This is a genomic window from Azonexus hydrophilus DSM 23864, assembly GCF_000429605.1.
Lineage (GTDB): Bacteria > Pseudomonadota > Gammaproteobacteria > Burkholderiales > Rhodocyclaceae > Azonexus > Azonexus hydrophilus.
The window spans coordinates 747,310-771,408 of sequence record NZ_KE386925.1; the positions used below are offsets into that span (position 1 = coordinate 747,310).

Below are 24,099 nucleotides of genomic sequence, written 5' to 3' on the forward strand. Positions count from 1 at the left end.
ATTAATCCTCCAGAACCCAGGTGTCCTTGGTACCGCCGCCCTGCGACGAATTGACGACGAGCGAGCCCTTGGTCAGGGCGACGCGGGTCAGCCCGCCGGGCACCATGTTCACGCACTTGCCCGACGACAGCACGAAGGGGCGCAAATCGAGGTGGCGCGGCGCAATGCCTTCCTCGACAAAGGTCGGACAGTTGGACAAGGCCAGCGTCGGCTGGGCAATGTAACCGTCCGGCTTGGCCAGCAGCAACTGGCGGAATTTATCGATCTGCTCCCTGGTCGAGGCCGGACCGACCAGCATGCCGTAACCGCCGGCGCCATGCACTTCCTTGACCACCAGTTCGCCCAGGTGATCGAGCACGTAAGCCAGATCGTCCTTCTTGCGGCACATGTAGGTCGGCACGTTGTTGAGGATGGGCTCCTCGCCGAGGTAGAAACGGATCATCTCCGGCACATAGGGGTAGATCGACTTGTCGTCGGCGACGCCGGTGCCGATGGCGTTCGACAGGGTCACGTTGCCGGCCTGGTAGGCCTTGAGGATGCCGGGCACGCCGAGCGCCGAATCGGCGCGGAAAGCGAGCGGATCGAGGAAGTCGTCATCGATCCGGCGATAGATCACGTCGACGCGTTGCGGACCCTGCGTCGTGCGCATGTACACCGTCTCGTCCTTGACGAAAAGGTCGCGGCCTTCAACCAGTTCGACGCCCATTTGCTGGGCCAGGAAGCTGTGTTCGAAATAGGCGCTGTTGTAAGCCCCCGGCGTCAGCACGACCACGGTCGGATCGGTGATGCCCTGCGGCGCAACGGCGCGCAGCTTTTCCAGCAGCATGTCGGGGTAGTGCTGGACCGGTGCCACCTTGTGCCGGGCAAACAGCTCCGGGAACAGGCGCATCATCATCTTGCGGTCTTCGAGCATGTACGACACACCCGACGGCACGCGCAGGTTGTCTTCGAGCACGTAGAACTCACCGGCGCCGGCGCGGACCAGGTCGACCCCGGCGATATGGGCGTAGATGCCGGCCGGCACGTCGACGCCCTTCATCACCGCACGGTACTGGGCGTTGTCCAGTACCTGTTCGGCCGGGATCTTGCCCGCCTTGAGGATTTCCTGATCGTGGTAGATATCCCACAGGAACATGTTCAGCGCCTTGACCCGCTGGCGCATGCCGCGTTCCATCGCCTTCCATTCCTTCGACGGAATGACGCGCGGAATGATGTCGAAGGGAATCAGGCGCTCCTTGCCGGCCTCCTCGCCATAGACGGCGAAGGTGATGCCGACGCGGTGGAAAGCCAGATCGGCTTCGGCGCGCTTGCGCTCGATGCGCTCGGGCGGCGTCTCCTTCAACCACGCTTCGTAGCGTTTGTAGTGCTCCCGGACGCCACCGTCGGCGTCGTACATCTCGTTATAGAAGTTCATGTCCGACTCTTTTATGAGGATGCTCTCGTTTTCAATTCAGCAGAAACCGTGCCACGACCCAAAACCTCATTGAAACAGCGGATTAGGAAATTCCGATGAATATGCACGCCCCATGCTGGTGCGAAGTGACAACATGGTGCGCACCAATAAAAAAACCCGCCGGAGCGATCCGGCGGGTTTTTGGCAAAGCAGGCAAGAGATCAGGCGCGCTCGAGGATGACTGCGATACCCTGACCGCCACCGATACACATGGTGACCAGTGCGTACTTGCCGGCAACGCGTTCCAGTTCGTACAACGCCTTGGTGGCAATGAAGGCACCGGAACAGCCAACCGGGTGGCCGAGGGCGATGGCGCCGCCGTTCGGGTTGGTCTTGGCCGGATCGAGACCGAGCACCTTGGACACCGACAGGGCTTGCGCGGCGAAGGCTTCGTTCGATTCGATGACGTCCATCTGGTCCAGCGTCAGGCCGGCCTTCTTGAGCGCCAGCTTGGTCGCCGGGATCGGACCTTCGCCCATGACGTCGTTCGGCACGCCGGCAACGGCGTAACCGGCGATACGGGCACGGGCCTTGTAACCAGCCTTGGCGGCGACATCGGCGGCGGCCAGCACGAAGAAGGCAGCGCCGTCGTTGATGCCGGAAGCGTTACCGGCGGTAACGGTACCGTCCTTCTTGAACGCCGGCTTCATCTTGGCCAGGGTTTCCATCGTGGTGCCGCGCTTGATGTACTCGTCGGCATCGAAAACCACGTCACCCTTGCGCGTCTGCTTGACGATGGGGACGATCTGCGACTGGAAGTAACCGGCATCCTGGGCAGCAGCGGCACGACGCTGCGACTCAACGGCGAAGGCATCCTGCTCTTCGCGGCTGATGCCGTGCTTGGCAGCCAGGTTTTCGGCAGTGATGCCCATGTGGCCGACGCCGAACGGGTCGGTCAGGACGGCAACCATCGAGTCGATTGCCTTGGTATCACCCATGCGCGCACCGGAACGCAGTGCCGGCAGCAGGTAGGCAGCCTTGGACATGACTTCGACACCGCCGCCGATACCGTAGTCGGCATCGTTCAGCATGATGTTCTGGGCGGTGGTGACGATGCCCTGCAGACCGGAGGCGCACAGGCGGGAAACCTGCATGGACACCGATTCCATCGGCAGGCCGGCCTGGATCGAGGCGACGCGCGAGGCGTAGGCATAACGGGAATCGGTCGGCATCGTGGTGCCCACCGTGACGTAATTGATCTGCTGGGGATCGACGCCGGAGCGGGCAATCGCTTCCTTCATCACGATACCGGCCAGTTCGCTGGTATCGAAATCAGCCAGGGAGCCGCCAAAGGAACCGATGGGGGAACGGACCGCGCTCAGAACGACAACTTCTCTGCTCATGTAGAACTCCTCTTAAAAATTATTTTCAGCCCGCCAGACTGGCAAGCCCCAACAAAAAGAGCAACAACATCCATAGCACAGTAGCGCGCCAGACCAGGCCGACGGCACTTTGCATGAAATCCACATCGGCCGGATCGCCGATCCCGAGTTCGGCGCGGTCGGAGACCTCGCCCTCTTCGATCACCGAACCGCCCAGTTGCACGCCAAGAGCGCCGGCGCCGCTGGCCAGCACGATCCCGAGATCGCGGTCTGGCCACAGCGCCGGCTGGGTTCGCCAGCAGTGCACCGCATCCTCGAAATCGCCGACCACGGCAAATGCCGCAGCCGTAGTCCGCAAAGGCAGCCAGTCGATGATACCGAAAGCCCGGCGGGAGAATATCGGAAATTCATTATGCGCCGTCGGGGCATCGGCTGTCCAACGGTCGCGCACGATCAGCGCCAGACGGTAGAGCAAGGCGCCACAAGGACCGGGCAGCAGGATGAACCACAGCAGCACAGCAAAGACGTGGCGATGCGAGGCACCGAGCGCGCCCTCGATGGACAGCCGGGACACATCGCGGGCACTCAGGCCCTGGGTGGCGATGCCCTGCCAATCGGCGAGCAACTGACGCGCCCGTTCCAGGTCGCCGAGACGCAGCGCCAGCTGGATTTCCGTGTAATGGTGGCTGAACTGGCGAAAACCCATGGTCAGATAGAGGACGCCGACGTTGAGCAGCCAGCCGAGCAGCGGGTTCAGCGAATACAGCAGGACGTAGAGCAGGCCGACCAGCACCACCGGCAGGAGAACGGCGATCAACCAGGCGGCCACGCCATGGTGGCGGCTGCCGGCATTGAACTTCGACTCGACGAAGCCGGCCCACAAGCCCAGCGGCTCGGCGACGATGCGCCGATAGTCCAGCGGCTTGAATTGCTCGATCAGGAAGACGGCGATCAACGAAAAAAGACTCATGGGCGGTGTATTACCCTGCGCAGCGGTTTGTTCCAGGCCAAGGCATCAAGATACCACAAGCCTTTCGGTCAGCGAGCGGATCATGCCAGCCGTCGCTCCCCAGATGAAATGATCGCCGTAGGGCATTGCATAATAATGACGCAAGGCACCGCGCAGATGAACCGAATGGCGCTGGTGATTGGCCTCATCGAGCAGGAAGGCCAGCGGCACCTCGAAAACCTCGGCCACTTCGAAAGGATCGAGGGCCAACGAGAACGGCGGCGTCACCAGCCCGACCACGGGCACCACGCAAAAACCGGTACCGGTACGATATTCCGGCAGGTAACCGAGGATATCGACGTGGCGGCGCGCCAGCCCGATTTCCTCCTCGGTCTCGCGCAAGGCCGTCTCCAGCGGCGAAGCGTCCTCGGCCTCGACCCGGCCGCCGGGAAAACTCACCTGCCCGGCATGATCGCGCAGGTGCGCGGTGCGCTGGGTCAGCAGCACAGTGAAACCCGGTTCGCGCCGGACGATGGGAAACAGGACGGCGGCCGGCGTCAGCTCGCTGCTGCGAGCGCCATCCTCGATCACTGCCTCCCCTGCTGCCGGCGCCGGCAGCAGGCTGCGGCGCAAACGGACCAGTTCGTCTTCGGTCAAGCCACCGGCCCTTCCTCGATTTCCGCATGCACGGCGTTCAGTGCATCCTGTAGCGTTTCTTCCGGCAGTCCGTTGATCGCCGTCGCCACCACGTCGGCCGCCTCGACGGCGCCGACCGGCAGGCGCTTGCTGTCGAGCGAGGCGATCAGCGCAGCGCTGGCGCCGACCACGCGCAACAGCGACTGGCGCTCGCGCATCAGCATTTCCAGTTCGGTACGCAAGAGCGCGATTTCCTGATCTTTTTGCGGCATATTCTCTCTCCTAAAAGCGCCTTTTCAGCGTCATCGTGCTGCCGTCACGCTGCATCTCCATGCGGTTGAGCACACTCATTCCCAGCAGCGCAATCGGCAGATCGGTCTGGTGGATCACCGCATCGACCTGATGCAGTGTCATGCCGCCGATCCGCACATTATCAAGTTGTATCTTGCTGACCACGACCTGGCCGTTCGCGGTCTGCGAAATGCCCTTCTGGCCACGGTTGAAATCCAGCCCCATGCGCCGCGCGTCGCTGGCGCCCAGGGAAATCATGCTGGCCCCGGTATCAACCAGAAAGCGTACCGACACGCCGTTGATCGTCCCGGTCGTGAAGAAATGTCCCTGCCCGTCGGCCTGCAATACCAGACGGTCGGAATCACTGCTGGCAGCCACGCCGACTGCGTTCTGCCCGACCTTCAGCGGACGCTTGCGACCGTTGATCTCGACCACCACCTGCTCGCCCTGGACCGAAACGACCTTGACGCCATCGACCGTCGCCCCGACGGGAACCGCGCGCGGCGCCCCGCCGTTGATCTTGAGCAGCGCCTTGCTGCCAATGATGCCGGCCAGGCCGACTTCCTGCGCGGTCAGCGCGGAGGACAGCAACAGACAAAACGCGGCGAGCGTAAAATGAACGCCCTTTCCCGCCAAGCGCAGCACAGCCATGAAACCGGTCGCCATCTTTCGTCACTCCCCTACCGAAGGTCCGGGCTATTTTGCCATATTCCTTGAGCAGCAAGGGATTCCATGGACATTGATCGCCATCGACGAGGGTGAAACCGTCCCCGTCAGCGCCGAAGATTACGCCGGCCTGTGCTTCATGGGCGGGCCGATGAGCGTGAACGACCCACTGCCCTGGATCGCCCTGGTCTGCGCGCTGATCCGCGACGCGGTCGCCCGCGACATCCCGGTGATCGGTCACTGTCTGGGCGGCCAGCTGATCAGCAAGGCCCTCGGCGGTCAGGTGACCCGGAACCCGGTCAAGGAAATCGGCTGGGGCACGGCCGACGCGCAGGACGACGCAACCGCCCGCCACTGGCTGGGCGAACTGGCCGGCCGGACGGGCACGGTGTTCCAGTGGCACGGCGAAACCTTCAGCATCCCGCCCGGCGCCACCCGGCTGTTCGGCAATGCCTACTGCACCAACCAGATGTACGTGCTCGGTCCGCACCTGGGCATGCAGTGCCACGTCGAGATGACGCCGGAAATGATCGCCACCTGGTGCGAGCAATGGGCCGACGAAGCGCTGTCGGTGGCCGACCAGCCCAGCGCCCAGACGCCGGCTGAAATGCAGGCCGACATTGCCGCCCAGCTGCCGGTGATGCGCCAGTTGTCGGAACAGCTCTACTCGGTCTGGATCAAGGGCCTGCGCCACTGAATGGAAAAAGGCGGCCGCAGCCGCCTTTCCTGAGCGATTCTCCTGCGATCAATCGCGGTAGTTGCCGTCCTTGATCGGGAAATCGGTGATTTTCGAGCGGACCAGCGCAATCGCTTCGCGCAGTTCGTCGATCTTCTTGCCCGACACCCGCACCGCGTCGCCCTGGATCGAGGCTTGCGCCTTGAGCTTGGCGTCCTTGATCAGCTTGACGATCTTCTTGGCCAGCTCGCTGTCGATGCCATCGCGGATCTTCAGTTCCTGCTTGGCCTTGTTGCCGGAAACGCTCTGCACCTTCTGCGCATCGAGCCGCTTGACGCTGTCCTTTTCCTTCTTTTCCAGTGCCGGGAAAAGCAGGTCCTTGATCTGGTCGAGCTGAAAGTCGGAGTCGCCCCACAAGGTGATCAGCTTGTCCTTCTCGTTCAACTCGACCTTGGCCGAGGTGCCCTTGAAGTCGTAGCGGTTATCGATCTGGCGCGAGGTGACGTCGACGGCATTCTTCAACGCCACCATGTCCGCTTCGGAGGTGAAGTCAAAGCTCGGCATGGCGATTACTCGAAATGGCAGACGTAGTGGTAAGGCGCGTCGCAGGCGATCTCGAAGCTGGAATTGCCCGGCACGTTGAACGACTCACCGGCGCCGTAGGTCTTCCACTCGCTCTCGCCCTTGAGCTTGACGCGGCAGGAACCCCCGACGCCTTCCATGACTTCCGGTGCGCCGGTGTTGAAGGTCAGCGACGACGGCAGGATCACGCCGACGGTCTTCTTGGTGCCATCGGCGAGGATGACGGTGTGGCTGACGCACTTGCCGTCGAAATAGACGTTGGCAGCCTTGACCACGGAAACGTTGTCGAATTGAGACATCAGATACCCCAGAGTTTTTCAATAATGGATTTGGCGATGAAACCGACCATGCCGAAAGCCAGCACGAAGAACAGGACGAAGGTCCCGGTCTTGCCGGCTTTCGACTTCCAGGCGATTTCGCCGATGATGAACAGCATGAACAGGATGAAGGCGCCGACGCCCCAGGTCGAGAAAAAGTCGGCGATCTGCTCCTCGTTGAAGCCGAATACAGTACCTTCCACCGATCAACCGCCCTTGCGTGCCTTGAGATTAGCGGCAATGCGCATGCGCAGCGCATTGAGCTTGATGAAGCCACCGGCATCCTTCTGGTCGTAGGCGCCAGCGTCGTCCTCGAAGGTGGCGATGGTCGAGTCGAACAGCGAATCGGTCTTGGAATCGCGGCCGACGACGATCACATTGCCCTTGTACAGCTTGACGCGGACGAAGCCGTTGACGTTCTGTTGGGTGTGGTCGATCAGGGTCTGCAGCGCGACGCGTTCCGGGCTCCACCAGTAGCCGTTGTACACCAGGCTGGCGTAACGCGGCATCAGGTCGTCCTTGAGGTGGGCGACTTCGCGGTCGAGGGTGACCGACTCGATGGCGCGGTGGGCGCGCAGCATGATCGTGCCGCCCGGGGTTTCGTAGCAGCCGCGCGACTTCATGCCGACGTAGCGGTTCTCGACCAGGTCGAGGCGGCCGATGCCGTGCTTGCCGCCGAGCTGGTTGAGCTTGGTCAGCACCTGGGCCGGGCTCAGGCGTTCGCCGTTCAGCGCAACGATGTCGCCCTTCTCGTATTCGATGTCGAGGTATTCGGCCGCATCGGGTGCCGCTTCCGGCGACACCGTCCACCGCCACATGCTTTCCTCGGCTTCGGCCGCCGGGTCTTCCAGGTGACGGCCTTCGTAGGAGATGTGCAGCAGGTTGGCGTCCATCGAGTACGGCGAGCCGCCCTGCTTGTGCTTCATCTCGACCGGGATGCCGTGCTGTTCGGCGTAGGCGAGCAGCTTTTCGCGCGACAGCAGGTCCCACTCACGCCACGGGGCGATGACCTTGACGCCCGGCTTGAGCGCGTAGGCGCCGAGCTCGAAGCGGACCTGGTCGTTGCCCTTGCCGGTGGCGCCGTGCGAAATGGCGTCGGCACCGGTCAGGTTGGTGATGTCGATCAAGCGCTTGGCGATCAGCGGGCGGGCGATCGAGGTGCCGAGCAGGTATTCGCCTTCATAGACGGTGTTGGCGCGGAACATCGGGAAGACGAAGTCGCGCACGAACTCCTCGCGCAGGTCGTCGATGAAGATGTTTTCCGGCTTGATGCCGAACTTCAGCGCCTTGGCGCGCGCCGGCTCGAGCTCTTCGCCCTGACCGAGGTCGGCGGTGAAGGTCACCACCTCGCATTGATAGGTATCCTGCAGCCACTTGAGGATGACCGAGGTATCCAGACCGCCCGAGTAGGCGAGAACCACTTTCTTGACGTCGCTCATTTGCTTTTCCAGTTGCGTTTTGACAATGCCGATCAGACCTTGAGGCGGCCGAGCAGCAGGTATTCCATGAGGGCCTTCTGGACGTGCAGGCGGTTTTCCGCCTCGTCCCAGACCACCGATTGCGGACCGTCGATGACGTCAGCCGTCACTTCCTCGCCGCGATGCGCCGGCAGGCAGTGCATGAACACGGCCTTGGCATCGGCCACCGCCATCATCTCGGCGTCGACGCACCAGTCGGCGAAGGCTTTCATGCGTTCCTCGTTTTCGGCTTCGAAGCCCATCGAGGTCCACACGTCGGTGGTGACCAGGTCGGCACCGCGACAGGCGTCCATCGGGTCGGCAAAGACTGCGTAGCGCGACGGATCGACGCCGGCGATCAGGGCCGGATTCAGTTCGTAACCCGGCGGCGTCGACACATGGACCTTGAAATCAAGGACGTCGGCAGCCTGCAGCCAGGTGTTGCACATGTTGTTGGCGTCACCGACCCAGGCCACGGTCTTGCCCTGGATGCAACCGCGATGCTCGATGTAGGTGAAGATGTCGGCGAGGATCTGGCAGGGATGGTATTCGTTGGTCAGGCCGTTGATCACCGGCACGCGCGAATTGGCGGCAAAGCGCTCGATGATGTCCTGCTCGAAGGTGCGGATCATCACGATGTCGCTCATGCGCGAGATGACCTGGGCGGCATCCTCGACCGGCTCGCCGCGCCCGAGCTGGGAATCGCGGGTGTTCAGGTAGATTGCCGAACCGCCGAGCTGGTGCATGCCGGCCTCGAACGACAGGCGGGTGCGCGTGCTGGCCTTCTCGAAAATCATCACCAGCGTACGGTCGCTGAGCGGCCAGTACTTCTGGTAGGACTTGAACTGGTCCTTGATCCAGCGCGTACGTTCGAACACGTACTGGTGTTCGTCACGGCTGAAATCCTTGAACTGCAGGAAATGCTTGATCGTCATTGCCTCACTCCGCCAGGAAGGCCTTGATCAGCGGCAGCATCCGCTCGACCAGCTCGCGGGCGTCAGCCTCGCTGAAGTTGAGCGGCGGCAGCAGGCGGATCACGGTGTCGCCGGTGACGTTGATCAGCAGGCCGGCAGCCAGGCCCCGCTTGACCAGATCGCCGCAAGGGCGATCGAGTTCGATACCGATCATCAGGCCGTGGCCGCGGATATCGACCAGACCGGCGACCCCGGCCAGCCCCTCGGCAAAACCCTGACGGATCAGCGCACCGATCCGGGCGGCGTTGTCGAGCAGGCCTTCTTCCTCGATACATGCGATGGTGGTCAGCGCTGCCGTGCAGGCGAGCGGGTTGCCGCCGAAGGTCGAACCATGGTTGCCCGGCCCGAACAGGCCGGTGGCCCGCCCGCCGGTCATGCAGGCACCGATCGGTACGCCGGAACCCAGCCCCTTGGCCAGCGTCGCCACATCCGGCTGGACGCCGACCTGCTGGTAACCGAACCATTTGCCGGTGCGCGCCATGCCGCACTGGACTTCGTCGCAGATCATCAGCCACTCGTGGGCGTCGCACAGCTGGCGCACGCCTTGATAGTAGGCCGCATCGCACAGATGAATGCCGCCCTCGCCCTGAATGATTTCCAGCATCACGGCGACGATGTTGTTGTGGTGTTCGGCGACGGCGCGGACCGCCTCGAGATCGCCGTAAGGGACGCGGATGAAGCCGGCGACCAGCGGCTCGAAACCGGCCTGCACCTTGCGGTTGCCGGTCGCCGACAGGGTCGCCATGGTGCGGCCGTGGAAGGCCTTTTCCATGACGATGATGGTCGGCAGTTCGATGCCCTTCTTGTGACCGTAGTAGCGTGCCAGCTTGATCGCTGCTTCGTTGGCTTCACAACCGGAATTGGCGAAGAAAACTTCGTCCATGCCCGACAGCGCGCACAGCTTGTCAGCCAGTTGTTCCTGGCCGGTCACCCCGTAGAGATTCGAGGTGTGCAGCATCCGCCCGGCCTGCGCCGCGATCGCAGCGATCAGCTTGGGATGGGCGTGACCCAGGGTATTGACGGCGATGCCGGACAAGGCATCCAGGTATTCCCGCCCCTCGGTATCCGTGATCCGGCTGCCGGCGCCATGGCTGAAAGCCACCGGCAAGCGGGCGTAGGTATTCATGACATGCGACATGAGGCAACCCCATAAAACGAAAACGGCGGCTACCGCCGCCGGAACGATCACAACCCGTACCGGCAAATAAATCCGGAAAGAGTTGCAGAAAGCTGAATGTTAAGTGAAAAATAGCGCCTTGTATAGAACGGTCAAACCATGCGAATCGCCATATTCAACCAGAAAGGCGGCGTCGGAAAGACGACCACCACGCTCAATCTCGGCGCAGCCCTGAACCGCTCGGGCAACCCGCCGCTGTTGATCGACCTCGATCCTCAGGGTCACCTGTCGAGCATCCACGGCCAGGCGCCACTCGATGCCGGACAGAGCCTGTTCGCCTTTTTCCAGGATTTGCGCACCCTGCAGGAACTCGAGGTTGAGTGGGAGCATATCGGCCGCCTGATCCCCGCTCACCAGCAACTGATCAAGGTCGATTCGATCTTCGGTAAAGGACCGGCCATTCTCAACAAGTTGCGCCATGGCCTGGACGTCCTCGAGGAAGCCAATCCGGAACGGCATTGCCTGATCGACTGCTGTCCCTACATCGGCGTGCTGGCGCTGAACGCGATTTTCGCCTGCGACTGTCTGGTCATCCCGGTATCCACCGATTACCTGTCGCTACAGGCCGCCGACCACATCACGCGAACGCTGCAGGTTCTGGAACCGGTGATGAAGCGCCGTGTCCCGCGTTACTACCTGCTGACACGCTTCGACCGCCGCCGCCGGATGAGCGAGGACGTACGCAACCGCCTGCGCGAACGCTATGGCGACGAAGTCATCGATACGGTGATTTCCGAGAATGTGACGGTGGCCGAAAGCCCCTCACTGAATCAGGACGTGTTCCGGCACAACGCCAGCAGCACGGGCGCCCACGATTACCGGAAACTGTTCAACGAACTGCTGGAACGCGGCAGCCTGCCAGTCACGACGCGCTGATCAGATCGACCACGTCTTCGTAGTTGATCGACCCCAGGCGGCCGTTCATGCTGACCTGATGGTGCTTGCACTCCAGAATTTCGCAGTAGTTGTAGATCTGCGCGACCTTGCGGCGAGCCTCTTCCTCATCCCGACCGTAGAAAGAGAGATGCTCAACGATAACGCCATTACGCGTCCGTATCCGGAAAAGGTACTTGCTTATCGTCCCAGCGAGCATAAAAACCTCAACAGATCAAAGCTGTATGAGGAGTATATGCAGTCGTTTCGAGAAACACAACGAATTCACCTGCCTGTGTCGCCACAATGTGGTAAAAATTTGTTGTTCAGCGATCCGCCAGCAACCTGACCTCGCGCTGCGGGAAGGGAATCTGCACACCATGCTCGCGGAAGGCCTGCCAGATGGCCAGATTGATGTCCGAAACGACGTTCATCTTGCCGTTTTCCGGATCGGCCACCCAGAAACCCAGTTCGAGATTGATGCTGCTGTCGGCAAACTGGGTGAGCAGCACCCGAGGCGGCGGGTCAGGCAGCACCCGCGGCTGGCGCCGGGCCGACTCGACCATCAGGCGCATCGCCAGTTCGAGATCGCTGTCGTAAGCCACACCGACCGTCGTACTCAGACGCAGGCTGTTGTCGGAATAGGTCTGGTTCTGGACCACCGTGCCGATCAGCATTTCATTGGGCACGATGAATTCAATGCCGCCCGGATTACGGATGACGGTATAGCGCGTGGTGATCTGGCTGACCACCCCGCTGTCAGCGCCAATCTGAACGATATTGCCGATGCGGATCGAACGCTCGAGCAGGATGATGAAACCGGACACGTAATTGCTGGCGATCTTCTGCAAGCCGAAACCGAGACCGACACCAAGCGCCCCGGTAAACACCGACAGGGCAGTCATGTCGATGCCGACCATCGACAGGCTGACCAGCACGGCCAGCACCGTCAGCACGGCCCGGGCAACCCGGACGCCGACGATACGCAGATTGCCGTCGAGCGAGCGCATGCCCATCAGGCGGGCCTCGATGACGCCGGAGATCCACAGCGCAAAGACCACGGTCAGGAATATGGTCACCAGACCACTGAAAATCAGCCACAGGTTCAGTTGCTGCTTGCCGATGCTGAAACCGACCTGGGTCATCGCCTCGATCACGAACGGTGCCAGATCGGTGATGTACAGCGCCAGCCAGCCCCAGACCAGCGTGGCGATCAGCTTTTCCCAGGAAGTCAGCCAACTGGCCCCGGGAAAGGCCTGGCGCAGCACATAGACGACACTGCGGACCAGCGCCATCGACGCCAGCAAGGGCATCGCCACCTGCAGCACGGTCACCGGCATGAAGGATTTGAGCGCCATCTGAGTCGCGCCGGTCAACACCATCCCCGACACCGGGAAAGCCAGGCGCCCGCCGAGCTGGCGGAAGCGTCCGCCGGCATCTTCACGATGCGTCCGTTGCCACCAGTGGGCGATCCCCCAGGCCAGCACCAGACAACTGCCCAGTGCGACCAACTGCCAGACGAACAGCGGATCGCCGAAGTCCGCCAGTAATTTGCCGATCAGGCTCAGCGCCTGACGCGTCGACTCATCCATTCTGCTTCTCCAGCACGGCGGCGAAGAAGCCGTCCGTATCGTGAAGATGCGGCAGCAGATGCAGCATGTCGCCGCTCACGGCCACGCCCTGGCGGGCCAGCACCTGTTCGGCCGGCACCAGGCGGAACGCCGGATGGGCGGCCAGGAAAGCGTCGACGATGCGCTCGTTTTCCTCGGCCAGCAGGCTGCAGGTGGCATAGACCAGCCGTCCGCCCGGGCGCAGCAGGGTCGCCGCCGCAGCCAGGATGCTGGTCTGCTTGGCGGTCAGTTCGGCAATCGACGCCGCGTCCTGGCGCCATTTCAGGTCGGGGTTGCGCCGCAGCGTGCCCAGCCCCGAACACGGCGCATCGACCAGCACGCGATCGACCTTGCCGGCCATGCGTTTCACCTTCTGGTCACGCTCGTGCTCGATGCGCACCGGATGGACATTGGACAGCCCCGAACGCGCCAGACGCGGCTTGAGTTTGCTCAGGCGGCGCTCGGAAACGTCGAGCGCGTAAAGGCGGCCGGTATTGCGCATCTGCGCACCGAGCAGCAGCGTCTTGCCGCCGGCGCCAGCGCAGAAATCGACGACCATCTCGCCGCGTTTGGCTTCGACCAGCAGCCCCAGCAACTGACTGCCTTCGTCCTGCACCTCGAAAGCCCCGCCCAGGAACAAGGGATGCTTGGCCAGCGCCGGCTTGTCGCGCAGGCGGACCGCCAGCGGCGACCAGGCACCGGGTTGGGCGGCAATGCCGGCTTCGGCCAGTTGGGCGAGCAGGGCCTGACGGTCGGTTTTCAGGGTATTGACCCGCAGGTCCAGCGGCGCCGGTCGGTTCAGCGCTTCCGCCAGGACCGGAATTTCATCCGCGGTAAAACTCGTCAGCAGGCGCTCGTAGAGCCAGTCCGGCAGGTCGCAGCGCACCGCTGGCGACAAGGCCGACTCGTCGAACGCCGCCACACCGGCCAGCCAGGCTTCCTCGCCGGCTTTCAGCACCGGGGCCAGCTCGCGCAGATTCCAGCCACGCACGACCAGCAAGGCAACCAGCAGACGCCGCCGGTCGGACAGATTGTCGGCACAACGCGCTTCGATACTGCGCCCCCGGCGCAGGACCGCGAACACCGTTTCGGCGACGAAACCGCGATCGGCGTGACCCAGCTGGCGATGCTCACGGAAATAACGCGAGACCACGGCGTCGGCCGGATGATCGAAATTCAGCAACTGCCCCAGCAGGATTTCGGCGTGGGCAAAGAGGGCGGGCGTGAAGCGGACTTTCATGGTTTTCCTGACGGCATTTCCGGCCCGGTGCCGGAAATATCTAGCGTGATGGCAAGCTGGGTGTAACTGTCACCTTTTTTATCGGTAAAGCGGATTTTAACCGGCAGACGCTGCCGATCCAGCGCAATCCAGATCTCGGTCAGTGTTTCACCCGCAGCGCGCAGGTGCAAGGTACGAAAACGGCCGGCCGGCGTCTCGATCTCTTCCTCGCCAAGCGAATCCAGTTGGTAGCGCTCGTAGCTGCGACCGGCAACCACACCTATCGTCGATCCATTTTCCGGCGACCGGAGATAAGCCAGTTGATAAATCAGCGACAACAGATCCTGCGTACCCGGCGCAATCTTGAGCACACTGCCGTCGCGCTCCAGCCTCACCTCTCCGGTCGCCCAGTCGAAATCGGCGTTATCTCCGCGCGGCTTGCCATTGCGCAGAATGCGGAAGCCCTCCGGCTGCAGGCCATGCGCCACCAGCCGACCGAAGCTTTCATGCTCCTGGCGCAAGGGCTTGAGCAAGGCGACCAGGCCGCTGGTCTCGATCATGCTGCTCAGGTGATAACTGCCATCACCCGGAAAGTCCCATTGATGCAGGGCCCGCCCGATCTGCATGCCAAGAGACTCCTTGACCACCACAAAGGCCAGTCGGCCGCTACCCGACAAGACCGGCTCAACGGCAGGCGGCCGGGGCGGACTGACCGCCTCGTCTGCCACGGCAGTCGCCAAAGCATCGTTCGCCGCGGCATCATCCCGGGCTGGCATCGCTTCCAAGCCAGCAGCGGTATCAACCGGCGGCACCGGCGCAGGCGCGGGGATTGGCTCGACCGGCGGCTTCGGCCGGGGGGGTGGCGATGGTTCGGGAACCGGCAACGGCGGCAAGGCTCGCAACTCGGCCTTCAGGGGGACGCTCTCCGGCGGCTCCCCGAACATCCCGTAGTCGATGCCGAACAAGGCGAAGGCATGGACCAGCAAGGAAAGCAGCAAGGCTGCGATGAACAGCTTCCGCATCGGGTTCAGCGCAAGGCTGGCGCCAGTAACGCGTCCTGTTCGAACACCTCGCCAGCAACCCGGACACGCCCGTCAACCAGGGTCAACCGGCCTTCGGCAAACCAGCGCACGGCCTGCGGATAAACGCGATGCTCCTGACGCAGGACACGAGCCGCCAGGCTCGCCTCGTCGTCGTCGTCAAGCACGGCGACTGCCGCCTGAACGACCACCGGGCCATGATCGAGTTCAGCAGTGACGAAATGCACGGTGCAGCCATGAATGCGCACCCCTTCGTCCAGTGCCCGCTGGTGCGTGTGCAAACCGGGGAAGGACGGCAGCAAGGAAGGATGGATATTGAGCAGACGGCCCGCATAGTGGCGGACGAAATCCGGCGTCAGAATGCGCATGAAGCCGGCGAGAACGACCAGGTCCGGGGAAAATTCGTCAATGCAGGCAGCGAGCGCCGCATCGAAGGCCTCACGGCCGGCGAAGGCCTTGTGATCCAGGCAACGCGTCGCGATTCCGGCAGCGGCGGCCGTTTCCAGTCCCTTGGCATCCGCGCGGTTGCTGATCACGGCGGCAATATTGACGGGGAGACGCCCCGCATCGCGCTCGGCGATCAGTGCCTCCATGTTGCTGCCCCGGCCAGAAATCAGGATGACGATGTTTTTCATGTTCAGAAACCTACAGGAAGAAAGATGGCCGTGGCCACGGATTGCGTCATCCGCGACAAGGTGCGGCCGTTACGGTCGGCAACAACCTGGGCAATCAGGTCAAGCAAGCCAATGACACGACCGAACTCCCGTTCGAACGAGAGATTGCGATTGGCCGGATCAAGTTCATTGGACAGCAGGAAAAGCTCGCCGCCGGCACGCCGGTCCTGGCCGAGCTTCCAGATGGCGACTTCCATATTGCGCGCCGCATTGTATAACTTGGTTTCGTTCAGGCTGTCGAGGACGTAGAAGTCGTCCTTGTGCTCGAAGGCAGCATCGACCATGGTCAGCAGGCCGAACACCAGCGCCGCCACACGATCACCGGAAAAGCCTTCGGAAAACGCCAACTGCGCGGCAAAGCGCTCGCGCTGACCAAGGAGTTCAGGCCAGTCATGATGGAGTCTCCGGCGCAGCCGATCGACGGCAGCCTCCCGGCTGGGCAGTCCGGCCTGGCGCCACTCGCGCGGGTTGCGCTTGTAGAGTTTGTCGGCAATCAGCAGCAAACCATCGACAATCTCGCGCCGCGTCGTATCGGCAATGCGATCAACCTCGGTTTTCAGCAGATACCGGGCATCAACCCGGGTTTCGGTACGACCGTCACTGCCCATGCGGGTTGAGCAGGCACCCAAAAAACCCGCCAGCAAAAGGCCGGCAAGGAGATTCGCGCCAAGGCTCAAACGTCTCATGCGAACGTTCCGGGGAATGAAGGAGGCCGCATTATAATCCGGGCATGCCGACCATCGCCCGCCTCCCCGACCTCCTGATCAGCCAGATTGCCGCCGGCGAGGTCGTTGAAAGACCCGCCTCCGTATTGAAGGAGCTTCTCGAAAACAGCCTCGACGCCGGCAGCACGGCGATCCAGGTGCACCTGGAGGAAGGCGGCGTCAAGCTGATCCGCATCACCGACGACGGCTGCGGGATTGCCAGGGACGAGCTGGCGCTGGCGCTGACCCGGCATGCCACCTCGAAGATCGCCAGCCTCGACGACCTCGAACGCGTCGCCAGCTTCGGCTTTCGCGGCGAGGCACTGGCCTCGGTCGCCGCCGTCGCCCGGCTCGCCATCACCAGCCGCGAACGCGGCGCGGCGCACGCCTGGAAGCTGCGCGGCGAAAATGGCGCAGAACCCGAACCGGCGGCGCTGATGGCCGGCACCGTGGTCGAGATGCGCGACCTCTATTACAACACCCCGGCGCGGCGCAAATTCCTCAAGTCGGAGAGCACCGAGTTCGCCCACTGCGCCGACGCCGTCCGCCGCCTGGCGCTGACCCGGCCCGATGTCGCCATCAGCCTGACGCACAACGGCCGCAGCCTGTTCCAGCTGGCGCCGGCCGACCGCGCCCGGCGCATCGCCGAAGTGGTCGGCGACGATTTTGTCACGGCATCACGTACGGTCGACGCTGCCGCCGGTCCGATTTCGCTGACCGGCTTCGCCATCGACCCGACCCGCGCCAGCGAGGCCAAGGACGGCCAGAACGTCTTCGTCAACGGCCGCTTCGTGCGCGACAAGATCATCGGCCACGCGCTGCGCGAGGCCTACCGTGATGTCCTCCACGGTGCCCGCCAGCCGGCCGTCTGCCTGTTCCTCGAGATCGACCCCGGGCTGGTCGACGTCAACGTCCATCCGGCCAAGACCGAAGTCCGCTTCCGCGACTCGCGCGCCGTGCATCAGTTCGTTTATCACGCCATACAGCGCACCTTGGCGACGCCGATCCAGGCTACCGAACCGGCGCCGGTCAATGAAAACAGGGAACAAACCACGGTTTTCGCGGAGAAAAAGCCGTGGACATCCCCAGCCTCCACGGCCCCCACTTTCCCGCCGCCACTGCGCCATCAGGGCAGCCTCGGTGTTGCCGAACCCGCCGCCACGGCTTACTTGGCTTTCGCCCAGGCCGCCCAACGCCCAGTAACGACCAGCATGGGCGCAGCCGATGCGCCGCAATTCCGTCCGGAGGTGCCGGTCGACCGTGACGGGCCGCCGCTCGGCTACGCCCTGGCGCAACTGCACGGCATCTACATCCTGGCGCAGAACGCGGGCGGGCTGATCGTCGTCGACATGCACGCGGCGCACGAGCGCATCCTCTACGAAAAGCTCAAGACCGCCTTCGACAGCCGCCAGGTGGCGACCCAGAACCTGCTCATCCCGGCGGTCTTTTCGGCCGATCCGGTCGACGTTGCGGCGGTCGAGGAGCACGCCGACGCGCTGGCCGACCTCGGTTTCCAGATCGCCCCGCTCGGTCCCGGCCAACTCGGCGTGCGCGCCGTGCCGGCCCTGCTCCAGTCGGGTGATCCGGCAGCGCTGGCGCGCTCGCTGATCGCCGATCTGCGCGAACACGGCATCACCCAGCTGGCCACCGCCCGCCGCAACGAACTGCTGGCAACCATGGCCTGCCACGGTGCGGTACGCGCCCGCCGTCAGCTGACGATTCCGGAGATGAATGCCCTGCTGCGCCAGATGGAAGAGACCGAACGCGCCGGCCAGTGCAACCACGGCCGGCCGACGTGGACCGCGCTATCGCTTGACGAACTCGACAAATTGTTTCTTCGCGGTCGATAATCCGGGTTCATCACGCCCGGAGCCTCGATGAAGTCTCTTATTTCGCGATTCCAGCAACTGGTTTCGCCGCAGCAGGACAATTGGCGCCGCTATGCCCTGCTCGGACTGGGAACGCTGGCGTTCATCACCTATGCCAGCCTGCTGGCAATCGGCCTGATCATCGCTCACGAGCGCGAAAGCAGCTTCGCCCTGCGCAACCTGGAGAATCTTGCGCACGTTCTCGACGACCACGCCCGCAACACGATCGCCAAGATCGACACCATCCTGCTCGGCAGCAAGGTCTATCTCTCGCCGCTGCGCGACAAGTATCAGGTCGATATCAACGCCACCCTGGCCCGCTATTTGCGGCTGATTGACGATGAATCGCAAAGCCTGCGCGTTGCCGACAAGAATGGCCGCTTCATCTTCGACGCGGCTGGAAAAGCGGCGACAGCACGCATTGCCGACCGCGCCTATTTCCAGCGCAACCGCGACGACAAGTCGGGCGCACTGGTCATTTCAGAACCCCTGTTCGCCCGCATCACGCACAACTGGGTCATCACCCTCAGCCGCCGCATTGACGACCCGCAGGGAAACTTCGCCGGCCTGATCCAGGCGGCGATTCGCGCCGAACACTTCCAGGATTTCTTCGCCAGCCTGAACCTGGGTGACGGCCAGAGCATCGCCCTGGTGAATGCCCAGGAGCAACTCATTGCCCGCTACCCGGCCGCAACGGACAAGATCGGTCAGACGGTCAGCCATCCGAAAATCGCCGAACTGATCCGGCAGCAAGGCAGCTACACCAATTTCACTACCCATTCGGCACTCGACGGCATCGAACGCCTCTACGTCGTCCGCCAGGTGGGCGACTTGCCCTTCTACGTGGTCGTCGGCCACACGCCGGAGCACTTCCTCAGCAACTGGCGCCAGCAAGCCTTCTGGGCGACGCTGAGCACCGGCCTGCTCGCCCTTGTCCTGGCCGGCTGGATCATCGTCTGGCTACGCACCTACGACCGCGCCCGGGAAATCGCCCAGGGCATGACCCGGGCCTACGAAACCACCTTCCGCCGCACCCGCGCCCTGCTCGACAGCCTGCCCGACCCGGCCTGGCTGAGCGACCGCCAGGGCTTGCTGATTGCGGTCAACGACGCCTACGCCGAACTGTCTGGCAAACCGGTCGAAGCCATTCTCGGGCAACCCGCCGAAGCCGTGCTCCCGCCGACTCTCGCCGAGGCCCTGACGACACTCTCCAGCGAGGCACTGTCGCAACAATGTCAACAAAAACAGACCGGCAGCCAGTCAACCGAGCGGGGCGGCCAGCGCCATTATGAATACATCGCCACACCGGTCTTCGACGATCGCGGCGTACTCGCCGGGGTGGCCGGCGTCGCTCGCGACATCACGCAACTACACAAAGACCAGCAACGCATCCGCCATCTGGCCGAACACGACCTACTCACCGATCTGCCCAACCGCTTCCTGCTGGCCGAGCACATGGCCAGCGCCCTGGCCGAAACGCTCGGCGATCAGGCCGAACTGGCACTGATCTTCCTCGACCTCGACCATTTCAAGAACATCAACGACACCCTTGGCCACGACATCGGCGACCAGTTGCTGCTGCAGGTTGCCCAGCGGCTCAGCGCCAGTCTCGACGAACGCGATACGATCAGTCGCCAGGGCGGCGACGAATTTGCCATCCTGATCCGTCACCATGGTGCGCCGGCCCGACTGGCAAGCATCGCCCAGCGCCTGATCAACGTCCTCGGCCAGACCTTCTTCGTCAGCGGCCACGAATTGCGCGTCGGCGCCAGCATCGGCATCAGCCTGTATCCACAGGACGGCAAGGACATCGGCAGCCTGCTGAAGAACGCCGATACGGCGATGTATCAGGCCAAGGCAAGCGGCGGAAATACCTATCGCTTCTTCACGCAGGAAATGAACCTGCGCATTTCGGAACGCGTCACGCTCGAAAACAATCTGCGCCGGGCACTCGACAGCGACGAGATCTTTGTCCACTACCAGCCCCAGACCGACGCCAGGAAACAACGCCTGGTCGGCTTCGAAGCCCTGGTCCGCTGGCAACATCCCGAACTCGGCATCATCCCGCCGACACGCTTCATCCCGGTGGCCGAGGAAAGCTGCCTGATCTCCCAGATCGGCGAGCGCGTGCTGCGCGAAGCCTGTCAGCAGAACCGTCGCTGGCAGGACATGGGATTACCACCGGTGGTGATGGCGGTGAATCTGTCAGCCGTGCAGTTACGTCAGCCCGACCTGGCGCAACGGGTCGGCGCCATCCTCACCGAAACCGGTCTCGATGCGCGCTGGCTGGAGCTGGAAATCACCGAGAGCGCGTTCATCCACGACACCGACCGGATCATCGATGTCCTCCAGGAACTGCAGGCGATCGGCATCAAGCTGTCGGTCGATGACTTCGGCACCGGTTACTCCAGTCTCGGTTACCTCAAGCGCCTGCCTTTCGACCGGATCAAGATCGACCAATCCTTCGTCCGCGATCTGCCGGACGATGCGGACGATATCGCCATCGTCCGCGCCATCATCGCCATCGCCGCCAGCCTGCAAAAGGAAGTCATTGCCGAAGGCGTCGAGCAGGACATACAGCGCGAATTCCTTCTGAATCTGGGCTGCGACCTGATGCAGGGCTACCATTTCGGCCGGCCGGCCGACGCGGCCAGCGCCGAAGCCATGTTGCGCACCATGCGCCGGTAAACCGACACCGATTCAGGCTTTAGCCAGGTTTTCCCGAGCAAAACTGCGCAGGCGGTTCATGTCGCGCGCCCGGGCTTCACGGTCGCTGGCGTTGAGCACGACCATGGCGACCACCCGGCCGTCGAACTGCTCGGCTTCGGCCAGGCAGAAGCCGGCCAGCGAGGTAAACCCGGTCTTGCCGGCGAGCAATGAGACCGAGCGGTCATGGGCAAAGCGATTCACGTTGAGCTTGCCGCCAACCGTCGTCTTGCGTGACAGTGATTGAAAATAGGGAATCTGCGCCAGGGTCACCAGGAGGACGCCAAGGTCGCGGGCGCTGGCCTGATTGACTGGCGACAAGCCGGCGGCATCGCCGAAATCGAAGCTGAATAGCTGCATCTGCGTCATCAGCGCCCGCATCGCGTAGCGGAACGCATCCCAACCACCCGGAAAAGTCCGGGCGAGCGCTGCCGCTGCCCGGTTGTCAGAGGTCACCACCAGCCATTCGAGCAACTGCTCACGGCGCCAGCGCGAGCCGACGGGCAGGCTGGAACGGGTATGTTCCGAGCTCACCACATCCACCTGCTCGATGCGTATCGTCTCGTTCAGGGGTAGTTCGGCGCTCAGCACCACCCAGGCGGAAATCAGCTTGCTGATCGAGGCAATCTGTACCGGGCGGTCGGCGTCGATTGCCAGCAGGGTTTGATCCAGGTTACCGACATAGGCATGACGCGCGCTCAAGCCCGGCAAGCGCTCAGTAGCCGCATCAGCAAACGATGGCTGCAGACCGGCAACCGGCGCGAGCAGGCCGGCGGAAAGCAGGCGACGACGACGGAGAATGACAGTCATGGTCAGCGGATTATAGCCCGCCCCGTGCTAGCATTGCCCGCCATGAAATTACCGCCAGCCATCCTCATCATGGGCCCGACTGCCTCGGGCAAGACCGCTGCCGCCATGGCGCTGGCCGACCGTTTGCCGGTCGGCCTGATCAGCGTCGATTCGGCGCAGGTCTTCATCGACATGGACATCGGTACCGCCAAGCCGGACCGGGAAACGCTGGCCCGCTATCCGCACTACCTGATTGACCTGATCACGCCGGAACAGCGTTATTCAGCGGCCCGCTTCCGCGCCGATGCGCTGGCGGCGATGAACGAAATCCACGCTGACGGACGCGTCCCCGTGCTGGTCGGCGGCACCATGCTCTATTTCCGCGCCCTGCTGCACGGACTGGCCGAGCTGCCGCAGGCCGACGATGCCCTGCGCGCCAGCATCGACGCCGACGCCGCCCGCCTGGGCTGGCCGGCGATGCATGCCCGCCTGGCCGAACTCGACCCGGTGACTGCCGCCCGACTGCCGCCCAACGATAGTCAGCGCATCCAGCGGGCGCTCGAAGTCTGCCTCGCCGGCGGCCGGCCGATGTCGGTGCAACTCGCTGAAAGCGAACAGGAAAAACCGCTCTGGGATTTCCTGCAACTGGCCTTGCTGCCGTCGGACCGTGCCGTCCTGCACGAACGCATCGCCCGCCGCTTCGACGAAATGCTGCTCGCCGGCCTGGACGAAGAAGTGGCGATGCTGCGGCAGAAATACCGGCTCGACCCCGAACTGCCGGCGATGCGCTGCGTCGGTTACCGCCAGGTCTGGGAGGCCCAGGATGGCCTGATTCCGCGCCAGGAAATGCGCGATCGCGGTGTCTTCGCCACCCGGCAACTGGCCAAGCGGCAAATCACCTGGCTGGGCAATTCCTTTGCCGCCGAGACTTTCGACTGCATCGACGCCGGCTTGAGCGAACGCGTCAGCGAGCGCGTCGCCCGCTTCCTCAACGCCTGAGCACCTGCGCCAGGCTTTGCGCCAGTTCCTGCAACTGGCCGATGGTCTGCAAACTGGCATCCTGGCTGGCGACCATGCGCTGCATGTAATCCGCGGCCAAGGTGGTCATCGACTCCTCCTGGCTTTCGGTGAGCCCCAGCGACATCATCGAGCGGCCCAGCGCTTCCTGGAATTCGATCATGATCTCGGTCAGCTCCATCGAATTCCGGCGGTAGTTGGCCTGCACTGAATCGAGCGTGGACTGCACCCGCGGCAAGGCCGCCTCGATGCCCGCCCGCCGGTGGCGCGCCAGTTCCTCGGCCTCAATCGCCCGCATCCGGGCATCGGCGCCTTCGGCCAGCAAGGCCCCGTTGTCGCGGATACGACCGCAGCGGTCCGGATCGTCCAGCGGCATGTTGTTGACCAGCAAGGTGACGTGTCCGTAATTGAACACGCAGCGCGTCTTGAACTGAAAAATCCGCCCGGAATGCCGGACATGATTGAGTACCGAGACTTCCAGCGGCAGGTCGTGGCCATTTTCGCTGAACGACTGGCTACGGTCGTCCATGCGCAGCTGGACGGCGGCATTCAGATCATACTGGCGCATGCTGTCGAGCAAGGCCACCGCCAGTTCTTCCGAAGTCCCGCAAGCGAAGGACTTGCTCAGGAACTGCAGGACGACGCCCAGTTCGCCCATACTGACCATCGCCGACATCGCCGTGCGCTGCGCATAACCGGCCTGCTCGTGCAGGTTGCGCTTCTCGCCCAGGATGCGCGCCGCCACCTTGACCTTGCGCAGAAGCTCGTCCGGGTCGAAAGGCTTGGTGATGAAATCCTCGCCGCCGGCTTCGTAGCATTGCAGCCGGGTGTCGATATCGTCACTGGCCGAAACGAACAGGATGGGAATATCCTGCGTATCCCAATCCTCCTTCAAACGCTGGCAGACCTCGAAACCGCTGATGCCCGGCAGGGTCAGGTCGAGGATGACGATATCCGGCTTGCACTCGGCAATCCGCGCCAGGCAATCCTCGCCCGAGCCGAAGAATTCCCGGTCGAAATCCGCCTCAAGCACGGCGCCGAGCACCTCCAGCAGAATCGGATCGTCGTCGACGATGAACACCTTGAGTTTATTGTCCAT

The 24,099-nt window shown here is 63.2% G+C and carries 25 protein-coding genes; 6 read left to right on the forward strand and 19 right to left on the reverse strand.

All coding sequences use genetic code 11. From position 1 onward, the window contains the following. Position 1: 1 nt before the first annotated feature. From G471_RS0114870 to G471_RS0114895, 6 genes are all read right to left on the reverse strand, one after another. Positions 2-1,414 carry a circularly permuted type 2 ATP-grasp protein gene (locus G471_RS0114870; protein WP_028996027.1) on the reverse strand — a complete coding sequence of 471 codons (1,413 nt, stop codon included), beginning with the start codon at positions 1,412-1,414 and terminating at the stop codon, positions 2-4. A gap of 200 nt (positions 1,415-1,614) precedes the next feature. Beyond that, on the reverse strand, positions 1,615-2,796 hold the full coding sequence (locus tag G471_RS0114875; protein WP_028996028.1) for an acetyl-CoA C-acyltransferase family protein: 1,182 nt from the start codon (positions 2,794-2,796) through the stop codon (positions 1,615-1,617). A gap of 25 nt (positions 2,797-2,821) precedes the next feature. Beyond that, positions 2,822-3,745, reverse strand: a complete 924-nt coding sequence (locus tag G471_RS0114880; RefSeq protein WP_028996029.1) for a CobD/CbiB family protein — start codon at positions 3,743-3,745, stop codon at positions 2,822-2,824. Between the two features lie 45 nt (positions 3,746-3,790). After that, positions 3,791-4,381, reverse strand: a complete 591-nt coding sequence (locus tag G471_RS17945; RefSeq protein ID WP_043421682.1) for a CoA pyrophosphatase — start codon at positions 4,379-4,381, stop codon at positions 3,791-3,793. Further along, positions 4,378-4,632: a hypothetical protein gene (locus G471_RS0114890; protein ID WP_028996030.1), complete on the reverse strand. Its 255-nt coding sequence runs from the start codon at positions 4,630-4,632 to the stop codon at positions 4,378-4,380. Before G471_RS0114890 ends, G471_RS17945 begins: the two co-directional genes overlap by 4 nt. Positions 4,633-4,642: 10 nt before the next feature. Then, positions 4,643-5,317 carry a retropepsin-like aspartic protease family protein gene (locus tag G471_RS0114895; protein WP_081700296.1) on the reverse strand — a complete coding sequence of 225 codons (675 nt, stop codon included), beginning with the start codon at positions 5,315-5,317 and terminating at the stop codon, positions 4,643-4,645. On the opposite strand from G471_RS0114895, the gene G471_RS0114900 reads away from it, so the two are divergent. Then, positions 5,301-6,014: a type 1 glutamine amidotransferase gene (locus G471_RS0114900; RefSeq protein ID WP_028996032.1), complete on the forward strand. Its 714-nt coding sequence runs from the start codon at positions 5,301-5,303 to the stop codon at positions 6,012-6,014. The two genes, G471_RS0114895 and G471_RS0114900, sit on opposite strands and share 17 nt — an antisense overlap. Positions 6,015-6,062: 48 nt before the next feature. Here the strand turns inward: G471_RS0114900 and G471_RS0114905 are convergent, their stop codons facing one another. Genes G471_RS0114905 through G471_RS0114930 form a run of 6 tightly spaced genes read right to left on the reverse strand, consistent with a single transcriptional unit; the run spans position 6,063 to position 10,461 of the window. After that, positions 6,063-6,557 (reverse strand): YajQ family cyclic di-GMP-binding protein, encoded by a 495-nt coding sequence (locus G471_RS0114905; RefSeq protein ID WP_028996033.1) that lies wholly within the window; start codon positions 6,555-6,557, stop codon positions 6,063-6,065. Positions 6,558-6,562: 5 nt separating this feature from the next. Then, positions 6,563-6,874 carry a pyrimidine/purine nucleoside phosphorylase gene (gene ppnP / locus G471_RS0114910; protein WP_028996034.1) on the reverse strand — a complete coding sequence of 104 codons (312 nt, stop codon included), beginning with the start codon at positions 6,872-6,874 and terminating at the stop codon, positions 6,563-6,565. Further along, on the reverse strand, positions 6,874-7,095 hold the full coding sequence (locus G471_RS0114915; protein ID WP_028996035.1) for a DUF2788 domain-containing protein: 222 nt from the start codon (positions 7,093-7,095) through the stop codon (positions 6,874-6,876). The genes ppnP and G471_RS0114915 overlap by 1 nt, the downstream gene beginning before the upstream one ends. A gap of 3 nt (positions 7,096-7,098) precedes the next feature. Next, entirely contained in the window at positions 7,099-8,331 is a 1,233-nt protein-coding gene (locus tag G471_RS0114920; RefSeq protein WP_028996036.1) for an argininosuccinate synthase, read from the reverse strand. A 32-nt stretch (positions 8,332-8,363) separates the two neighbouring features. Next, the gene (gene argF / locus G471_RS0114925; protein ID WP_028996037.1) at positions 8,364-9,284 is read right to left on the reverse strand and encodes an ornithine carbamoyltransferase; all 921 of its coding nucleotides are present in this window, start codon (positions 9,282-9,284) and stop codon (positions 8,364-8,366) included. A gap of 4 nt (positions 9,285-9,288) precedes the next feature. Beyond that, the gene (locus G471_RS0114930; RefSeq protein WP_028996038.1) at positions 9,289-10,461 is read right to left on the reverse strand and encodes an aspartate aminotransferase family protein; all 1,173 of its coding nucleotides are present in this window, start codon (positions 10,459-10,461) and stop codon (positions 9,289-9,291) included. 138 nt (positions 10,462-10,599) lie between these two features. On the opposite strand from G471_RS0114930, the gene G471_RS0114935 reads away from it, so the two are divergent. Together G471_RS0114935 and G471_RS19285 are read left to right on the forward strand one after the other, a co-directional pair. After that, complete coding sequence (locus G471_RS0114935) at positions 10,600-11,376, forward strand: ParA family protein (RefSeq protein WP_028996039.1); 777 nt, start codon at positions 10,600-10,602, stop codon at positions 11,374-11,376. A 58-nt stretch (positions 11,377-11,434) separates the two neighbouring features. Then, positions 11,435-11,722, forward strand: a complete 288-nt coding sequence (locus G471_RS19285) for a hypothetical protein (protein WP_157272556.1) — start codon at positions 11,435-11,437, stop codon at positions 11,720-11,722. Here the strand turns inward: G471_RS19285 and G471_RS0114945 are convergent. From G471_RS0114945 to G471_RS0114965, 5 genes are read right to left on the reverse strand one after another with little or no spacing between them, the layout of a single operon-like run. Beyond that, positions 11,700-12,965 carry a mechanosensitive ion channel family protein gene (locus tag G471_RS0114945; RefSeq protein ID WP_028996040.1) on the reverse strand — a complete coding sequence of 422 codons (1,266 nt, stop codon included), beginning with the start codon at positions 12,963-12,965 and terminating at the stop codon, positions 11,700-11,702. The genes G471_RS19285 and G471_RS0114945 overlap by 23 nt on opposite strands. Then, positions 12,958-14,223, reverse strand: coding sequence for an RsmB/NOP family class I SAM-dependent RNA methyltransferase (locus G471_RS0114950; RefSeq protein ID WP_028996041.1), 1,266 nt, complete (start codon positions 14,221-14,223; stop codon positions 12,958-12,960). Before G471_RS0114950 ends, G471_RS0114945 begins: the two co-directional genes overlap by 8 nt. After that, on the reverse strand, positions 14,220-15,224 hold the full coding sequence (locus G471_RS0114955) for a DUF3108 domain-containing protein (RefSeq protein WP_028996042.1): 1,005 nt from the start codon (positions 15,222-15,224) through the stop codon (positions 14,220-14,222). Before G471_RS0114955 ends, G471_RS0114950 begins: the two co-directional genes overlap by 4 nt. 5 nt (positions 15,225-15,229) lie before the next feature. Next, entirely contained in the window at positions 15,230-15,877 is a 648-nt protein-coding gene (gene purN, locus G471_RS0114960) for a phosphoribosylglycinamide formyltransferase (RefSeq protein ID WP_028996043.1), read from the reverse strand. 2 nt (positions 15,878-15,879) lie between these two features. Further along, positions 15,880-16,602, reverse strand: coding sequence for a hypothetical protein (locus G471_RS0114965; protein ID WP_043421688.1), 723 nt, complete (start codon positions 16,600-16,602; stop codon positions 15,880-15,882). A 44-nt stretch (positions 16,603-16,646) separates the two neighbouring features. On the opposite strand from G471_RS0114965, the gene mutL reads away from it, so the two are divergent. Both mutL and G471_RS0114975 read left to right on the forward strand, forming a co-directional pair. After that, positions 16,647-18,470: a DNA mismatch repair endonuclease MutL gene (gene mutL, locus G471_RS0114970; protein ID WP_028996045.1), complete on the forward strand. Its 1,824-nt coding sequence runs from the start codon at positions 16,647-16,649 to the stop codon at positions 18,468-18,470. Between the two features lie 27 nt (positions 18,471-18,497). Next, on the forward strand, positions 18,498-21,176 hold the full coding sequence (locus G471_RS0114975; protein ID WP_211226435.1) for a bifunctional diguanylate cyclase/phosphodiesterase: 2,679 nt from the start codon (positions 18,498-18,500) through the stop codon (positions 21,174-21,176). A 12-nt stretch (positions 21,177-21,188) separates the two neighbouring features. Here G471_RS0114975 and G471_RS0114980 read toward each other — a convergent pair whose 3' ends face one another. Beyond that, on the reverse strand, positions 21,189-22,004 hold the full coding sequence (locus tag G471_RS0114980; protein WP_028996047.1) for a D-alanyl-D-alanine carboxypeptidase family protein: 816 nt from the start codon (positions 22,002-22,004) through the stop codon (positions 21,189-21,191). A gap of 42 nt (positions 22,005-22,046) precedes the next feature. On the opposite strand from G471_RS0114980, the gene miaA reads away from it, so the two are divergent. Further along, positions 22,047-22,982: a tRNA (adenosine(37)-N6)-dimethylallyltransferase MiaA gene (gene miaA / locus G471_RS0114985; RefSeq protein ID WP_028996048.1), complete on the forward strand. Its 936-nt coding sequence runs from the start codon at positions 22,047-22,049 to the stop codon at positions 22,980-22,982. On the opposite strand, the gene G471_RS17955 is transcribed toward miaA, so the two are convergent. Continuing rightward, on the reverse strand, positions 22,972-24,099 hold the full coding sequence (locus G471_RS17955; protein ID WP_051295524.1) for a response regulator: 1,128 nt from the start codon (positions 24,097-24,099) through the stop codon (positions 22,972-22,974). The two genes, miaA and G471_RS17955, sit on opposite strands and share 11 nt — an antisense overlap.

What these genes read in the sequence shown, in the direction of transcription:
- G471_RS19285 (WP_157272556.1), top strand. Translation starts at nt 11,435, where the DNA reads ATGGTGCTTGCACTCCAGAATTTCGCAGTAGTTGTAGATCTGCGCGAC.
- G471_RS0114930 (WP_028996038.1), bottom strand. Translation starts at nt 10,461, where the DNA reads ATGTCGCATGTCATGAATACCTACGCCCGCTTGCCGGTGGCTTTCAGC.
- miaA (WP_028996048.1), top strand. Translation starts at nt 22,047, where the DNA reads ATGAAATTACCGCCAGCCATCCTCATCATGGGCCCGACTGCCTCGGGC.
- G471_RS0114875 (WP_028996028.1), bottom strand. Translation starts at nt 2,796, where the DNA reads ATGAGCAGAGAAGTTGTCGTTCTGAGCGCGGTCCGTTCCCCCATCGGT.
- G471_RS0114895 (WP_081700296.1), bottom strand. Translation starts at nt 5,317, where the DNA reads ATGGCGACCGGTTTCATGGCTGTGCTGCGCTTGGCGGGAAAGGGCGTT.
- G471_RS0114870 (WP_028996027.1), bottom strand. Translation starts at nt 1,414, where the DNA reads ATGAACTTCTATAACGAGATGTACGACGCCGACGGTGGCGTCCGGGAG.
- G471_RS0114920 (WP_028996036.1), bottom strand. Translation starts at nt 8,331, where the DNA reads ATGAGCGACGTCAAGAAAGTGGTTCTCGCCTACTCGGGCGGTCTGGAT.
- G471_RS0114880 (WP_028996029.1), bottom strand. Translation starts at nt 3,745, where the DNA reads ATGAGTCTTTTTTCGTTGATCGCCGTCTTCCTGATCGAGCAATTCAAG.
- G471_RS0114900 (WP_028996032.1), top strand. Translation starts at nt 5,301, where the DNA reads ATGAAACCGGTCGCCATCTTTCGTCACTCCCCTACCGAAGGTCCGGGC.
- G471_RS0114975 (WP_211226435.1), top strand. Translation starts at nt 18,498, where the DNA reads ATGAAGTCTCTTATTTCGCGATTCCAGCAACTGGTTTCGCCGCAGCAG.
- G471_RS0114950 (WP_028996041.1), bottom strand. Translation starts at nt 14,223, where the DNA reads ATGAAAGTCCGCTTCACGCCCGCCCTCTTTGCCCACGCCGAAATCCTG.
- G471_RS0114945 (WP_028996040.1), bottom strand. Translation starts at nt 12,965, where the DNA reads ATGGATGAGTCGACGCGTCAGGCGCTGAGCCTGATCGGCAAATTACTG.
- G471_RS0114905 (WP_028996033.1), bottom strand. Translation starts at nt 6,557, where the DNA reads ATGCCGAGCTTTGACTTCACCTCCGAAGCGGACATGGTGGCGTTGAAG.
- G471_RS17955 (WP_051295524.1), bottom strand. Translation starts at nt 24,099, where the DNA reads ATGGACAATAAACTCAAGGTGTTCATCGTCGACGACGATCCGATTCTG.
- G471_RS0114935 (WP_028996039.1), top strand. Translation starts at nt 10,600, where the DNA reads ATGCGAATCGCCATATTCAACCAGAAAGGCGGCGTCGGAAAGACGACC.
- mutL (WP_028996045.1), top strand. Translation starts at nt 16,647, where the DNA reads ATGCCGACCATCGCCCGCCTCCCCGACCTCCTGATCAGCCAGATTGCC.
- G471_RS0114980 (WP_028996047.1), bottom strand. Translation starts at nt 22,004, where the DNA reads ATGACTGTCATTCTCCGTCGTCGTCGCCTGCTTTCCGCCGGCCTGCTC.
- G471_RS0114965 (WP_043421688.1), bottom strand. Translation starts at nt 16,602, where the DNA reads ATGAGACGTTTGAGCCTTGGCGCGAATCTCCTTGCCGGCCTTTTGCTG.
- purN (WP_028996043.1), bottom strand. Translation starts at nt 15,877, where the DNA reads ATGAAAAACATCGTCATCCTGATTTCTGGCCGGGGCAGCAACATGGAG.
- G471_RS0114890 (WP_028996030.1), bottom strand. Translation starts at nt 4,632, where the DNA reads ATGCCGCAAAAAGATCAGGAAATCGCGCTCTTGCGTACCGAACTGGAA.
- ppnP (WP_028996034.1), bottom strand. Translation starts at nt 6,874, where the DNA reads ATGTCTCAATTCGACAACGTTTCCGTGGTCAAGGCTGCCAACGTCTAT.
- argF (WP_028996037.1), bottom strand. Translation starts at nt 9,284, where the DNA reads ATGACGATCAAGCATTTCCTGCAGTTCAAGGATTTCAGCCGTGACGAA.
- G471_RS0114955 (WP_028996042.1), bottom strand. Translation starts at nt 15,224, where the DNA reads ATGCGGAAGCTGTTCATCGCAGCCTTGCTGCTTTCCTTGCTGGTCCAT.